Genomic DNA, 15030 nt, shown 5'->3' on the forward strand with positions numbered 1-15030 from the left:
CCTTTCTCGAAATCTTGTTGGGCATCAGCCTCATCGACGGTGGATCTCCAGTGGCCCGGAGATCCACCGTCGCGACACTCAGGGTTTCGGCTCGAATCGGCCGTCTTCGAACATCCTCCAGTGTTGACCATCTCGGGGGTCGACGTAATCCCAGTGAGGGTCGACACCCGGTGGATGATTGAGGTCTGGGTGCCACGATTCGTCGGTACCCGGGTTGAACCAGGCGCCGCGCGCACCACCGGGGGCATCGGGCCCCCGCCATTCCCAGCCGGGGCCAGGGGAGACGCTGCCATCGGTCCAGCTCGGCACCGGTGCCGAAGGGGACGGCGTTCCGCCTGGTGATGCGGCACCGCCAGTGTTCGGGGACGACTGAGTGACCCCCGGCTGCGAGGGTGATGGATCTGTTGCGGGCGCAGGCTTGGACGGTTCTTCGTTCTGACTCGGGAAGCTGTCGATGCTCGGCAGATCGATGGGGTTGTTGTAGAGGTACATCGCTCCGCCGTAGAGGATCATGGCACCGCCGCCGAGAATGGTCAGCGGGACGGCCAAAGCGCACGCTGGGCACTTTCCGGTGAGGTCGAAGGAGTTGACGGGGTCGCCGTTGACGTAGTCGTAGTTGTTGGCGGAACCTCCGGGGATCGGGTCGGTCTGCAGGAAGCGCCCCAGGACCGGTAGATAAGTGCGGGCGCCCATTTCGAGGGCCTGGTGACTGGCTACGTGTTCGACGGGGACGGTGTGTGTGCCGAGCCAGCCGAAGTCCATTCCGCCCTCGGCGGTGGCCGGGATCGGGATGTCGCCGATGACGCCGGTGGCCGAGTCGATGTTCTGGCCGAAGGGGTCGTAGAGGTGCAGAGTTCCGGTCCTGGTGCCGGTGCCGTCCGCAGTGAACATGATGTCGCCGTGGATGTTCGGGTAGGACCAGTTGGTGGCGTTGCCCGCGGTGTAGTTCTTGGTCAGAACCGTGCCGCCGGGCAGTTTCAGCACGCGCTGGCGCAGGTTGGCCGTGGCGTCGAGGACGAAGTCGGGACCACCGGCGTCACTGGTGTAGCCGTAGTGGTTGACCTGTGTCGGGTTCGTCGGATCCTGGACGGTGCGGCCGATGATGCGGTCGGTGACGTCGCGGGTGTAGGTGACCGAACGACCCGTCGCCGTGGTGGTGGAGACGTGCCTGCGGGTGGAGTCGTAACCGAGGGTGTCGGGTCCGACCGTGATCGCGTTGCCGTAGTTGTCGTAGGTGAACGACAGGGCGGCGCCGCCGCTGGTGGACAGCAGACGGTCGGCGTGGTCGTAGCAGTAGGTAGTGGTCACTGCCGGCGTACCGTTGAAGCTGTCGCTGAACGACGTTCGGTTGGTGTTGCGTCCGGCCTGCGGGTTCGGGCCGCACCCACCGTCGGCGGCGTAGCCGTAGGTGAGCTGGTGGAACGGTACGGTTGCCGCCGTCAGCCTGCCGACACCGTCGTAGGTGTAGGAGAACTGGTGGGTCGCGCCCGCGGTGTCGGAGATGGACTCGTCGATGATGCGCTGATCACGCGAACGCGTCGCCGCGCTGGTGACTGTCGACCCGGGAACATCCCAGGCCAGCGCGCTCACCGAGCCCGCGTCGTTGCGAGTGACGGCCAGATCGGAGCCGTTGCCGTAGTCGACGCTGGTCAGCACACCGGAGGTGTAGCCGGGGGTCGCGACGACGGCGCCGTCGAGGTCCACCCTGGTCAGACGGGAGGAGTCGTCGTAGCGGTAGTTCAGCGTCGAGGTGACACCGTTCACGGTGCTGGTCGCGCTGGTCTGCCTGCCCGCCAGGTCGTAGCCGTTGACGGTGACGACACCATTGGCGTCGGTGTAGGACACCGTACGACCCAGCAGATCAACAACCTTCGTGGTCGAACCATTCGTGTCGCCGACCCGCATCTTCAGCGGATCACCGCCCACGGCGTAGTCATAGGTGGCGATCCGGCCCGGTTGTCCGCCCATCGCCGGGAACGACGTGCTGGTCAGACGACCACGCAGATCGTAGGCGCGACACGACCAGGGCTCGCTGTTGGTCCGCATGGCGACGATGCGCCCCGCGGGGTTGTAGACGGTTTCGACCGCGTTGGCGGCCCCGTCCGAATCCTGTGCTCCGCGAACGAGCTTCACCCGTCCGGCCTGATTCACGGCCGGTGAGTTCGGCACGCACGGGTTGGCTCGGGTTTCGTTGTCGCCGTAATAGGTCGATGTGCCGCGACGATCGACATCCGTGATGTCGCCGCCGGGTAGTGACGCCGACAGTTGCCGCATGAATCCCTGACCGGGCTGCTCGAAGACCGCACGGCCGGTCAGCGCGAGGCCGCCGGGATCGCCGGTCTTCGATACCGCCAGGCCGTAGACGGCGTCGAGGCCGTTGGCCGGGTCGGCGTAGGTGGTCGCGATCGTCTTCGCTGGGGCGCGTTCGACACCGCCACCCGAGGTGTTGTGGGTGGTGAGGTTGGTTTCGAGACCGTAGCGAGGGGCCAGGTGCTGTCCCGGAACGGTCACCGCGGTGCTCGACCCTGGCGGTGTCCACTGGAAATCGAGCGCGCCGGTAGTGCCGCTGCGGTTGTAGTAGTCGACACGGATCCGGTGACGGCTGTCGGCGACGGTGTTGGTGTAGGCGCCGACGACCGTGGTGGAGGGCTTGTCGGTCCAGCTGTCGACGATCAGGACGTCATCGACCCACAACCGCACGCCGTCGACGGCGGTGAACCCGAGGGTGTATTCACCGACGGTCGGGAAGACGACTTCACCGATGAAGCGGCCCGACCAGCCAGCGCTGTTCGTCAGCGGTGGAGTCGAACCCCATGTGCGACTGAGGCTTCCGTCGACAGTGCCGATGCCGGTTGCCCACTCCTTCGGGACACCGGACAGGTACGGGTTGTCGTAGAACGCCGCCTCGAGCCCGACCAGGTTCTCGTCGTAGGTTTTCTGGGTGTGCGGCATCGTCGTCGCACACGCCGGGGTGGGCAACTGTCCGGCGAAACAGGTCGCCAGTGCCGGACCGTACTCGTCGGTGGGTCGATCCGCGTGATCGTAGATCAGCGTGGTGCGACGGCCGGTGGTGTCGATCCGCGCGGTCGGGTAGTCCTTCGGATTCCATTCGGTCCGTTCGGTGTTCCCGTGTGCGTCGGTCGCGCTGAGCGTGCGGCCGGCGGCATCCCAGGTCAGGGTGCGGTCACCGAAGGTGTCCAGACCTGCGATGTCGATATACCCCTTCTTCCCGGGAATGTCGTAGCGGTAGGTGTGTGAGGCCCGTGGTGCGAGGGTCACACCGTTCGCCGCTGGCGCGGTGACGCTGATGACGCGCGAATGCGGCGGTAGTCCCGCGGTGATGTCGTCGTGGAAGGCGTCGTACTCGATGAAGGTGCTGTCGGTGTAGCGCGGCGGGGTCGTTGTCTGGGCGGCCCGCCAGTCGACGGCCAGACTGTCGCGGACCTGCTCCATCGGCCCGACGGCGTCCATCGCCCGCAACTTCGCGGCGGTGTCGCTGCCGGCCTGGTCGTATTCCAGTCTGGCGGCGTCCAGGCTGACGTAGCTGTAGTCGCGAATCTCGGCGCCGGGGTTCTCGATACGCGCCAGAGCGCCCACCGCGTACCAGAGCAGGGTTTCGGTGCCGTCCCAGTACGTGATGCGGCACAGTCGCTGCGGAGGAGCGGGATGCGATCCGGACGGGAACGACGCACCGCCGTAGCAACTGTCACTGTTGTCGGTGTTGTAGTGCAGGATATGGCTGCGTCCGGACACCGGGTCTTTGATCTCGGTCAACCGTGTGGGCGTTCCGGAATACAGGTACTGGATCGACGCGGGCTTCTTGCTGTCCTGCACATTCGATACCGCGGCCAGGGTGCCGTCGATATTGAACACCGAGACCACACCGTCGTCGGTGATCGAGATGCGGCCGTCGGCGTCGACGGCGAGAACACCGTCCTCGTCGCGAGGCGGAAGGTAACCACCAGCCTCGGATTTGGCCCAGCTGCGCTTGCCGCCCGCGGAATCGGTCACCACGACCGAGCCGTCGAGCATCTCGGCGGACACGTAGCGGCTGCCCATCACCCCTAGGGTCCACCCGCCCGGCAGCGGAGACGGATCCTGCGCGTACAACCATTCCGTCGGCACAATCCGGGGATTCAGGTTGTGGCTACGCTGGTTCGATGAGCCGGTGGTGCTTTTGGCCCACAAGACCATGCGCGGATTGCTGGTGGTGCTGTGTCGCAACTCGATCTTGATCGGAACCCGCTGGCCGGCGATCAATGACACGTCGGTGCTCGCCTTCGGGGCGGGCTGGTTGAACGCACTGCCGACCGTGGCGGCGTTGGCCGCGTCGTAGACGACGGTGTTGTCGACCCAGATCGTCGCGCCGTCGGCGTGGTTGGCTGCGAAGCTGTAATCACCGGTGACCTGGGGCCGGAAGTAGCCCTCCCAGTGGACCACGTACCACTCGTCGTCCAGGGCTGCGGGCATCGGATCTTCCTTCCACGGAAGGTTTTCCGATACATTGCTCCAGATGTTGCCCCAGTCCAGATTCACCTGTGGCTCGCTGCGCACCATCACCGGCACCGCGTCCGCGACACCGTCACGATCGACGTCGTTGAAGTACGACGCGCGCACACCACGCCCGTCGGCGGTCTGACGCGAGTTGTAGGCGAGAGTGACACCGGCCGACCCGCCGAGCGCTTCGAAGACCGGGCCTGCGGCTTCGGTGTGCAGGTTGCCGTTGAACAGATTGACAGTGACCGGGCTATACTCGTCGACCGGAGACGGACCAGGACGCCCGATCCGCTTGTCGATCGTGAAATGCCCGACCCAATTCGACACCGCCGGCGTGGTGCTTCCCGAGGCCACCGTGGCCACCGTCCAGCTGTAGCGACCGCCGTCACGCAGGACATGCTGCGGCACAGTCCATTTCGGTGCGGTCAAACAGCCGGAGTCCACAACGCTGCCGGAGCGACCGTCGAAGCCGGTGGAGATCTTGAAGCAGTACTGAGTACCCGAAGGGCCGGCACCGACTTCGAGGGTCGGTGTGTCGGTGGCGATGATCGCGTCCTCGACCGGCGCGACCATCGTCACCGGCGGCCCGGTCGGCGGGTTGCCGGAATCGGTGTAGTCGACCACCAACGAGGCGGTGAGCGCCTTGTAGGAGAAGGTGCTGGTCTCGGTGCCCGTCAGCATGAACCACGCGTTCGGGTCGGTCGCGTCGGCCTGCTGATCGATGTGGTTGATCAGGTCGGGAGCGCTCAGTGAACCGGTGGAACCGACGGTCGCCGAAGCGAGTTGGGCACCGAGAGCGGTGTAGCCGAGCGGAGTGGTGGCCTGGTGCAGCTTCACCGTCGACGGGACGATCTGGTCGGCAGCCGAGGTGGTCACCGACAAGTTCAGCTGTGCCGCGGTGATGGTCTTACCCGCCAGCGGTGCCAGGTTGTAGCGGATCGCCGACCGCCAGAACTGGTCGGTTCCGAGGAAGCTTCGGTTGTTGCCGGTGCGGATTCCGCACCATCCACACGCGCTCGCACCTTGCCGGTAGGCGACCGTCTCAGCTTGCGTCCCGAAGGTGTAGGTCGGATCGACGACCACCGGATACTGCCGCTCACCCGCGGTCAGCCACGCAGTGTCCACCGCGACGGTCAACTGCCACGAATCACCTCGCTGTTCCAGTCCGTAGGTACCGTCGGTAGTGGTGCCGGTGGCGTCCCACACCTGGATCGGCGGCAAGGCTGCGACTACCGCTCCGGTGGTGTCGACGAACTCCACGGAATCGTCGGCCAGGCGCGGAGTAGACCCCTGAGCGCCCAACGTGAAGACCCATCGGCCGTCATCGACCGCTGAGGCAGACTCCAGGATCAGCGATTCCTTCACAGAATCACCGGTGACCTCGTATCGCAGATCTACACCGGGCAACACGTCGGTGTAGGTCGCCGTGGAATCGGTGACCTCACGCAGAGACGCTTCGGCGCCCTCCAGGCCGAGCGTGATCCCAGCGCCGCCGCGGTCCACGCTGACCAGCGCCGTATCCTCGGCCGACTCGGCGAAGGACACCTCGGCATCGGTACGCGCCGCGGACACTCGATCCGTGTCCGGATCAGGCACCAGTCGTGTATCGATCGGGTCCCAACCACCATTGCCGTCGGACAGGCTCACCGGGGTCGGCGACAGCACCACCGACCGCGAACCATCGAGATTGGTGTACTCGACACCGAACTCCGTGCGACTGAACTCGGTCGAGGTGTCCGGATCGAATCCCACCGCCGGATCCGCCAAAAACGGCGTGAAATCCGCTTCCGGGGCCGCAAAGTCGGGGGCGGATTCGATCTGGTCGACCTCGCTGGAGCTCAGCAGAGGCACATCACGCGGCGAGATCGGTGCGCCCGGGGTGTCAGAGCTCACCAGAGCCTGTATCAAGCCGGCCACCAACGCGATAGACACCACGCCGGTACCCACGCGGACGTCCCGACGAGGCATTCGAGGAGGTCCGTCGTCGGTGGGATTTCGTAGCGAGCTTCTGAGCAGCCCACCCCGCCCACGGGCGAGAATCCTCGCGAGCAGCCGGAGCGCCCAGGCGAAACGACACTTACTGGACATGATTCGACTTGGTCCTTCCATGAATCTGGACACAAAAAAACCCAAGCCCCGAGACGAGAGACTTGGGATAGCGGTGGAGGTGATATCCGGCTCGCGACGCCGATTCGGACACGAATGCGTCGAACGCATCACTGTGGCAACGAATCTCGAACGTCAGATAGGACGCTGTAGGCAGGCGCCGACAGACACGTCGGAGGCTTTGTCTTGCAGGGGCTTTCCGGATGCGAACCGGTGGAGAGCGCAGCTATGGCGCTGTCACCAGCTTCACCGAAGCCTCATCAATAGTCAATACACCCACGCAAAAGCGCAGCTCAGTGCCCTGGCGAGATACGCTGCGCCACCAGGTTTCCAGTGCATCGGCCAGCTAGCTGACAGGGTGCACTTCCCGACGCAAAGCCCCGCTACCGCACAGCCCTCCCCGATGTCCGATGACCGCCGCACGACGGAATTCATGCCCGTCCTCCCGACCTCATAGCTGTGCGTGGGCACGGTTGACGTTTCTCTGCGAGGCCGGTTTACCGCGGGGTTGACAGGCCGACACGCGCCCAATGGCCTCCCGAGCCCCAACGCGGGCCGGTCGGGCGACCCAGGACGAAATCCGCACCGTGATGCGGATCTGCGCTCTCGTCCTACATAGTCAGCGGCGCATGGTCGCGGATGCGCACCTCTGCTTCACTGATTTGGTGCCATCAGCCAGCGCCACCACCCGAATCCGCACACTCGACGGCCTTCACCTTGCAGCTAGCCTCGTCACTCCCGAGCAGCCAGTGACGCGTGCCGTCCTGCTGGTACACGGCGGGGGCGTCACCCGCGAGGAGGGCGGCTTCTTCACTCGCCTGGCCGCGGGCCTGGCCGATGTCGGCATCGCCTCGCTTCGCTTCGATCTTCGTGGTCATGGCGAGAGCGAGGGCCGACAGGAGGAGCTGACACTCGCCACCATCCTGAACGACATCCGCGTCAGTTTGGCGCACCTGCGAAAGGCAACCGGCGCTGACGAACTGAGCCTTTTGGGTGCCAGCTTCGGCGGTGGTATCTGCGGCTACTACGCCGCCAAGCGCCCCGACGAACTGGCCCGGCTGGTGCTGCTCAATCCGCAGTTCGACTACAAGAAGCGAACCATCGATACCCGGCCGTACTGGACCGACGATGTCATCAACGACGAGGCTGCCCGCGAGCTGAATGAGACAGGCGCCATTCGGTTCACACCGACGCTGAAGCACGGTCGCCCGCTCCTGAACGAAGTCTTTTGGGTGAAGCCGAACGAGGTGCTCGGCGAGATCAAGACGCCGACCCTCATCGTCCACGGCAACGCCGACACGCTGGTGCCGATCGACGGCTCGCGCGCCGCGGTCACTCAGTTCACCGCACCTGTCGAACTGGTCGAGATCGACGGCTCGCAGCACGGCTTCGCCGTCCATGATGATCCGCAGTATCTCAACCCCAAGAGCCAGGAGTACCAAGCCGAAGTCATCGGCATCGTGGCGCAGTGGCTACGGCATCAGCCAACCACCGCTCGCGATCGACACCTCGCCCCCCGCAGCCTGTTCAGCGGCGCCGCCCCCTTCTACGCCCGCTACCCCGGAACCATGAAGTAGTTCAGCCCGTTCATGCACGACCACGCCGATATGATCTGCACCGGCAAGGGGCCACAACGCGATGAGGGGATGGGCGCATGTCGGATCTGGCATCGGTGTGGGACGAGGCAGCCCAGGATGCTCCAGCGTGGGTGGCGTGGTCGGATCTGCGCCGTTGCCATATCCAGATCGACGCCCTTTTCGACGACACCTTACGGTCGCTACCCGTTGCTGAGGACTTCACCGCCGGTGAGAACGTGCCACCGTGCCCGGTCGCGGCTCGCTACTCTCCGGCCATGCTCGAATGGGTGGAGTACGGCGCGTTCGCCGTGTTTCCCACCCGCGCATCGTTGATCGACAGCTCCGAGGTCGCTGATCGATTCGTCTGCTACCTGACCGAGTATCTGGTGCGCAACGCCGACGGATTGCGGTTCAACGTGCCCGCCAACGGGACCCCGGTCTACGAGGGGATCGGGCCCTCGGTCTGCTACGGCTACACCTCGGCGGTGGACAATCCCGTCGACATGCTGCTGTCGATGATCGAGCATGGCGACGGTTTCGCCGACGACATCACCGACCGTGTCGAGGAGTACCACGACTCGAAAGCCTGACCGCAGTAGCAGGGTTCAGATGATACGGCGGGGGCGGGCCGATGACTTCGGAAGACGAAGAGAGGCGTCGCCGCGCCGAGCGCTCTCAAAAATCCCGGGAGCGGGGACGCCACTTCCATCGAGGCATGGCGCAGTTGCGGGGTGAGACGCGCGCGAACGGCTGGCAGCATGAGCAGAGCATTGTGCTCGGCCCGGACAAGGGCAAAACGCGAATCCATGACACCGCACGAACGAACGCCGCTGGTGGCCGGGATTTCACCGAATACAAGAGCGGTGTCCGCGTTCCCGGTGATGCCCATACCCTCAACCAGATAGCCCTGGACCGCAAGGTGCTGTCCACAGACCCCCATGCGACGGGCACATGGGTGATGCGGGAGGGCGCCGCGGATCGTGCGGTCCGTCAGCAACTCGAGGGATTGCAGCGTGACTTTCCCGGACGGTTCCAGGTCGTGGAGGTCTCACGCGCTGAAGCGGAGAAGGCCCGCAAACTCGGACGCGCGCTCGAGCAGCAGGCGGTCGGGGTGCAACGGGAACTGCACAATATTCCCGAGCTGATCCGCCAGCAACAACAGCAACGTGAATCCAAGACCCGAGTCCAGGAAGCGGCCGCGCGGGCGATCGCACGGCAGCAAGCGCAGAGGACAGCAGAACAGGCCCGTCGGCACGAACTCGCTCGCATCCAGGCTGCTCGGGACCAACTACTGGAACGGCTGCCACCCGACGTCGCGCGGGTACTCGAGGTGAGTATGCCTCCAGTGGAGCGGGAATTGGATCGTGAGCCCGCGACGCCGGGCAGCGGCATGACTCGCGCCGGGCGAGAAGCACGGGCCCAGGAACGCGAACGAGGACGGGACGCACGCGGACGCTGACGGAGGAAGGTTCGCTCTGGTGTTGCGAGGACTCCCATGAACTTTCCTCCGCAATGCGGTGATTGAAGACACGCGCCGCGAACGGAGCCCTTACGCTGCCCGTACACAACCAGCAGACACCGAGGGGCGGGCGTAGTGATCGTGGTGACGAAGTGGACCGGTTTGGAGGTACGCGCTCTGCGCCGGGAGGCCCTGCGCATAAGCCAGCGCGAGTTGGCCGAGATGACCGGCTTCTCTGAGGCAGCGGTCGGGAAGTGGGAGCGTCGCGGCGAAACAATCACCCTGACTGGTGAATTCGCCGCAGGCATGGACACAGCGCTGAGCAGGCTCGATGGCGAACAGTTGGCCCGGTTTCAAGCTCAGCTAACTGATCTGGCGCAGCGCGACGCATCCGCTCATGGTTCAAAGAACCGTCCTATCATCGGGACGGAGGGCACGGGCCAACTTCCGGTACCCGATGCCGCGACAGAGGAAGCCGAGGACGAGGTGAACCGCAATGAGTTTCTGCGCGGACTGGTCGCGGTCTCGGCCGCAGCAGTAGCCGACGGCCTTGAAGTTGTCGGGAGTACGCCCATCGAGCCGCCGGTTCCCCGCCGGGTAGGGATGGACCATGTTGCCCAGATTCGAGCATGGGCAGGGCTGTTCCGCGCCGCCGATGACGCGGGCCTGCGAATCGGCGAGGCGATGGCCGCACAACTGCGTACCGCTGTCGGATACCTCGATGCGGACATGCCGACGCACGTCCGGACCGCCATGCAGTCGGCAGTCGGAACATTCTTCCGTGTCGCGGGATGGGCGTACTATGATCGCGGACAGCACGGTCCGGCGCGAGCGTATTTCCAAGCAGGTTGGCGATTGGCCGACGACGTCGGCGAATGGTGGTTGCGCGCTGCGATTCTGACTTGTATGGCGCGGCAAGCCATATATCTCGACAAGGCCGATGATGCTCTGACCATGCTGGGCGTCGCCTCGGTGCGCTCCGATCGCATTTCCCTGCTGCGTCGAGCCGATATCGCTGCTGTACAGGCACGTGCCTTCGGCCGGTTGGGCAACGATGTGGAGTGCGTCAGGTCCATTCGACAAGCAGAGCAACTCTTTTCAGAGGCAGCAGACCAAGACCACGCCGACACCGAGCACGAAGGGTTCGGCACTTACTACAACGAACAGTTGCTGAACAGCGACGCCGCACATGGATTGTTCGATCTGGCATACGAGCGAAACATCGAGGTAGACAGCAGTATCGACCGTCTGCGTGGCGCACTGCAGCTGTCAGACGAGCACGCCAGATCGCGGCAAATCGGCCTCACGCGGTTGGCGGCGCTACAGCTCCGCCACGGCGACCTCGACGAAGGGGTGGCCCTCGGCCAAAAGGCCGTCGAAGATGCCTCAGGCACAACGTCGATGCGCGTGCTGGACGAGTTCAAGAGGGTGTATCAGGCAACTGGCGAAAGCCGGATCAAAAACGCAACGGGCGTGCTCGAGCTGCGACGTAACATAGCTGACCTCTTCGAGACCGTGTAGTTGAGATAATCAAACACAGCAAGGAGTCGACAGTGATCATCGCCTTCTCGATTACGCCGGTAGGTTCCGGAGAAAGTGTTGGTGCGGCGGTCGCCGAAGCTGTGCGCGTCATCCGCGCCAGCGGTCTGCCCAACGAAACCAATGCGTTGTTCACGACCATTGAAGGCGAATGGGATGAAGTCATGGCGGTGGTCAAACAAGCCATCGACGCTGTCATGGAAGTTTCGCCGCGATGCAGCATCGTACTCAAGGGCGACGTGCGCCCTGGTTCGTCGAACGCGATTACCTCGAAAGTCGAGTCGGTGGAGCGACATCTGAAGGAATCCATGTAGGAACACGCGCTGCACCCTGGGTACTGCTTGCCAGCAGCTCCAGGGGCGCTGCGCGCGATCGAGTTGCACCGATATACGGTGTCGGTGTCCCGATAGTCAACTGCGAGTCCGCCAGGGATGCCGGGTACAGCGACTTGTCTCGTGCCCAATGATCCGATGCTCGCAGACCGGCCAGCACCGTTGGCGCGTCGGCGGCCCACTGCGCGATCGCGGCCAAGGACCTGGCTCCGGTGACGGTCGCGGCCAGCGCCACCGCGAGCACACCCGCCAGTCGGTGCCGGCGGCCGCGTCGTTTCCCGAGGCTCGGGCGCCATCGCCAGCACCTCCAGCAACCCGGCAGGCATCAACGCTTCAGGGGTGTCCACAGTTGCCACCGCGCTGATCGATGTGGTCGATTCGACACACACCGCAGGCACGGGTGATGATGAGAATGCAGGCACGGCATTGGCTTTCATGGACGGTCCGAAGTGGTATCTCGATCATCGCCACACCCGAGCAGTGCCTACCCCATCGACACACCGAAAACCCAGATCAGCCCACTACTTCAAAACTTTGCCACCGCCCTAGGACTTACGCAACCAGTTCGCCAGGAAGCTTTCCGAGATCCCGAAATACTTCGCGATCTGCATCAGCGGCGCCAGCCCCTTGCGAGTGACGTCAACGACGTCGCGACGGAATTCTCTCGGGTAGACAACCAAAAAACTACGTCCTGAAGTAGTACCATGAATCATCGAGGCGGACATATTTATGATCGATATCACTGACGAGGGCTTCGCCATTAGGCAGATACATGAACCCGCTACGAACTCCCGGGTAATACCGCGAAAAATAGAATTCACATTCTCCGGCAGGCCCACTTTCGATATGGTGAAACTGGTACATGCCAATAGCTTCACTCGCATACGAACCGCCTGATCGCCCGCTTTGCAGTTTGTCACATGCCGCGGCTGCCTGATCCATTTCGCTTCGCGTCACCAACCAGCCGATCCGACCAGGAACGGAGAATCCGGCCAGCGCCACCGTGACTGCAACGAACGCAGGGACTAGAAGTCCCAAGCGCCACCAACCCGCATACCTTATACAGGCGACGACAATCAACACGAACCACACTGTCACCGGTATGGCGACCAAAAGTCCGACGGTCAGCCATAATTCATCGTCTTCGAATGCTGTGACATCCGCCCACATTTTCATAGCGCAGCATAGTCCCGTCGCAATAGCTGCCATCACCATCGTCACGTTCCAGACCACCGGTGCCGGTGCCCTGTGACGCTTACGCCATTCCCTCTTCGACATCCCGGTACTCCGTGTTCCCATTCGCACGATTCTCATTCACCAACGTATAACGCAGCGGGACCTGGTCACCGGTGTATTTGTCGGTCAGAGATACGCCCATATCGGTGACAAACCGACTCCAATCGTCAGGAGGCATTGTCTGACAACCAGCACTGGCGACATCCCCTTCTCGTCCACAGTGCCAGAACATCGATTCTCCCCCCTCACCAAAGGCATTGTCATTGAATAATCCATCATGATTCGTATCGTACTCCGCCGCTACGCGAGCATCCTCCGGCATTGTGAATACGTTTCCATCACCCACTGTGTCATGCTTATTCTTGAACCAGTTATGTCCGTACTCGTAAGTGCCTGCCGGGAGGCGCCCTAGCTCCTTTGTTCCGTCGCCATTTACATCTCGAGTCTCATTTGGATTATCGATGTACCGCGCCGTGGGGTCCGTATTTGCCTTGTACTCGCTCACATGCTTGATGCCATGGTCATCAACCCAAATCAGAACCGCCTTGTCATCGTAAATTCCCTGCCCATTGTTCGCAAAAGTGTTGGTCTCACGGCGAATCGCGACCATATTCTTCTGGTCGATCCCAGTATCGACGATTCCTCCGTTTCTTTCAATTAGGGACTTATAATAGTCGTACTTGGCGTCGATTTTCTGCTGACTGGGCGAAGTTTGCCCTGGAGCTAATATATCGGGGTCGGATATTTCATGTAGCTGGCCAACCAAACCATTGGCGTTGTTCCCCAATGTCGATTGCGGGGCGACCGCGTCGCCTTCACCTAGACTGTTGCCTCGGGTCCGGACCTCGTTTGCTGCGACGGTGATCGCGGTATTGATGTCGGTTTGCGCTCCGAGCATCTCATTAAGCGCGGTGGTGACAGCTGTCTGATGGTGCGTGCGATCGGTCTCGCGATCCTCCGTGAAGTCGTTGAGTGCCTTCACGGCCCAACTGTCGGAGACAATGAACCCGTCTTCGGCGGCAAGAGCGACCTTGTCGAAGAGGATCCGCCGGTAGTTGGTGAGGGTGGTGCCACCGCAGATCATGGCATCAGCGAGGGTGTCGACTGCCTGCTTGACCTTGTTGCCGTTGTCGCGGTCGCCAGCGACTCGGTCGTAGGCTGACCAGTACGCGTCGCCGTCCCAGTGTATGCCTGCATCGCGGATCTGTGTGACGGCGCTATCGATGAGAGTGAGGAAGTCGGTGTTGCGGGCCTTCATTTCATCGCCGGCCTCAGAGATCTTCCATGGCTCCCATGCACGGACCTGGGTTTGAGTCGGAGGTTCGGTCACAGGTTCTCGCCCATCTGCGCGAGCTTGTCACGGAAGTCCGTGTCGGTGACCTCGAAAGTGTCGGCACTGCCTTTGCACAGGTTGGAGACACGCTTGTGACGCATCGCCATCCGCAACCACGCACCCTCCACATACTCGCTCGCCGTGGCGCAAGCCGCACCGAGTGAAGACCCAGGCAGTACCCCGGCGACTGCGTCCCCCTTGGTGTGGACGTCTAGCGCGGCGACTTTGCCACTGATGTCATCCATCGACGTCGCCAGCGCGCGCAGTTGACCCGGATCGACCTTCATACCTGTGTCCCCCTTCGAACTCTATGCTTCCAGCTCACCACATTAGCTAGCTAGAGTCGACGGGTGATCAGGTCAGTGGTGTTCGACGTCGGTGAGACCCTGCTCGATGACACCCGCGAGTTCGGAGCCTGGGCCGACTGGATCGGAATCCCGCGTCACACCTTCTCGGCGGTCCTCGGCGCGGTCACAGTGCAGGGCCGGAACAACGCCGAGACCTTCCAGTACTTCCGCCCCGGCTTCGACCTGGATCGGGAACGAGAGCGCCGGGAGGCCGCTGGGCGCGGTGAGCAGATCGACGAACAAGACCTCTACCCCGATGTGCGACCAGGCTTGGCCACTCTCCGAGAGCGCGGACTATGGGTTGGCAGCGCGGGGAACCAGACCGCCCGAGCCGCAACACTACTCAGAGCACTCGAACTACCCTGTGACGCCATCGCGACTTCCGGCGAATGGGGCGTGGCGAAACCTGATTCGGCCTTCTTCGACCGCCTGGCCGATTTCGCTCCCGGAGCACGGCACGAGATCGTCTACGTCGGCGACCATCGCGACAACGATGTCATTGCGGCCCGTGCGGCCGGATTCAGGACCGCGCTGATCCGCCGGGGCCCTGGGGTCATCTGTGGGCGGACGAGGTCCGCGAGAACCGAACTGCCGACTGGGTGAT

10 protein-coding genes are annotated in these 15030 nt (G+C 63.3%); 6 read left to right on the top strand and 4 right to left on the bottom strand.

The genetic code is table 11. From position 1 onward, the window contains the following. Positions 1 to 78: 78 nt before the first annotated feature. Positions 79 to 6390: a PA14 domain-containing protein gene (locus IU449_RS10230; RefSeq protein ID WP_195001594.1), complete on the bottom strand. Its 6312-nt coding sequence runs from the start codon at positions 6388 to 6390 to the stop codon at positions 79 to 81. 842 nt (positions 6391 to 7232) lie between these two features. Here IU449_RS10230 and IU449_RS10235 point away from each other — a divergent pair. The 5 genes from IU449_RS10235 (at position 7233) to IU449_RS10255 (ending at position 11492) form a co-directional block, all read left to right on the top strand. After that, positions 7233 to 8180: an alpha/beta hydrolase gene (locus IU449_RS10235; RefSeq protein WP_228803877.1), complete on the top strand. Its 948-nt coding sequence runs from the start codon at positions 7233 to 7235 to the stop codon at positions 8178 to 8180. A gap of 77 nt (positions 8181 to 8257) precedes the next feature. Next, a complete protein-coding gene (locus IU449_RS10240; protein ID WP_195001595.1) occupies positions 8258 to 8770 on the top strand; it encodes a hypothetical protein in 513 nt (170 codons plus the stop codon). 125 nt (positions 8771 to 8895) lie between these two features. Next, positions 8896 to 9639 carry a hypothetical protein gene (locus IU449_RS10245; RefSeq protein WP_195001596.1) on the top strand — a complete coding sequence of 248 codons (744 nt, stop codon included), beginning with the start codon at positions 8896 to 8898 and terminating at the stop codon, positions 9637 to 9639. A gap of 135 nt (positions 9640 to 9774) precedes the next feature. Beyond that, on the top strand, positions 9775 to 11160 hold the full coding sequence (locus tag IU449_RS10250) for a helix-turn-helix domain-containing protein (RefSeq protein ID WP_195001597.1): 1386 nt from the start codon (positions 9775 to 9777) through the stop codon (positions 11158 to 11160). Positions 11161 to 11192: 32 nt separating this feature from the next. After that, the gene (locus tag IU449_RS10255) at positions 11193 to 11492 is read left to right on the top strand and encodes an MTH1187 family thiamine-binding protein (RefSeq protein ID WP_195001598.1); all 300 of its coding nucleotides are present in this window, start codon (positions 11193 to 11195) and stop codon (positions 11490 to 11492) included. Positions 11493 to 12194: 702 nt separating this feature from the next. Here the strand turns inward: IU449_RS10255 and IU449_RS10265 are convergent. From IU449_RS10265 to IU449_RS10275, 3 genes are read right to left on the bottom strand one after another with little or no spacing between them, the layout of a single operon-like run. Beyond that, a complete protein-coding gene (locus IU449_RS10265; protein WP_195001600.1) occupies positions 12195 to 12731 on the bottom strand; it encodes a hypothetical protein in 537 nt (178 codons plus the stop codon). Between the two features lie 34 nt (positions 12732 to 12765). Further along, positions 12766 to 14076 (bottom strand): hypothetical protein, encoded by a 1311-nt coding sequence (locus IU449_RS10270; protein WP_195001601.1) that lies wholly within the window; start codon positions 14074 to 14076, stop codon positions 12766 to 12768. Then, positions 14073 to 14366: a type VII secretion target gene (locus IU449_RS10275; protein WP_195001602.1), complete on the bottom strand. Its 294-nt coding sequence runs from the start codon at positions 14364 to 14366 to the stop codon at positions 14073 to 14075. Before IU449_RS10275 ends, IU449_RS10270 begins: the two co-directional genes overlap by 4 nt. Before the next feature lie 63 nt (positions 14367 to 14429). Between IU449_RS10275 and IU449_RS10280 the strand changes: the two genes are divergently transcribed. Then, complete coding sequence (locus tag IU449_RS10280; RefSeq protein WP_324188163.1) at positions 14430 to 15029, top strand: HAD family hydrolase; 600 nt, start codon at positions 14430 to 14432, stop codon at positions 15027 to 15029. The last annotated feature ends 1 nt before the right edge of the window (position 15030 follow it).

The sequence above is a fragment of the Nocardia higoensis genome (genome assembly GCF_015477835.1).
In the GTDB taxonomy this organism is placed as follows: domain Bacteria; phylum Actinomycetota; class Actinomycetes; order Mycobacteriales; family Mycobacteriaceae; genus Nocardia; species Nocardia higoensis_A.

What these genes read in the sequence shown, in the direction of transcription:
- IU449_RS10235 (WP_228803877.1), top strand. Translation starts at nt 7,233, where the DNA reads ATGGTCGCGGATGCGCACCTCTGCTTCACTGATTTGGTGCCATCAGCC.
- IU449_RS10240 (WP_195001595.1), top strand. Translation starts at nt 8,258, where the DNA reads ATGTCGGATCTGGCATCGGTGTGGGACGAGGCAGCCCAGGATGCTCCA.
- IU449_RS10245 (WP_195001596.1), top strand. Translation starts at nt 8,896, where the DNA reads ATGGCGCAGTTGCGGGGTGAGACGCGCGCGAACGGCTGGCAGCATGAG.
- IU449_RS10275 (WP_195001602.1), bottom strand. Translation starts at nt 14,366, where the DNA reads ATGAAGGTCGATCCGGGTCAACTGCGCGCGCTGGCGACGTCGATGGAT.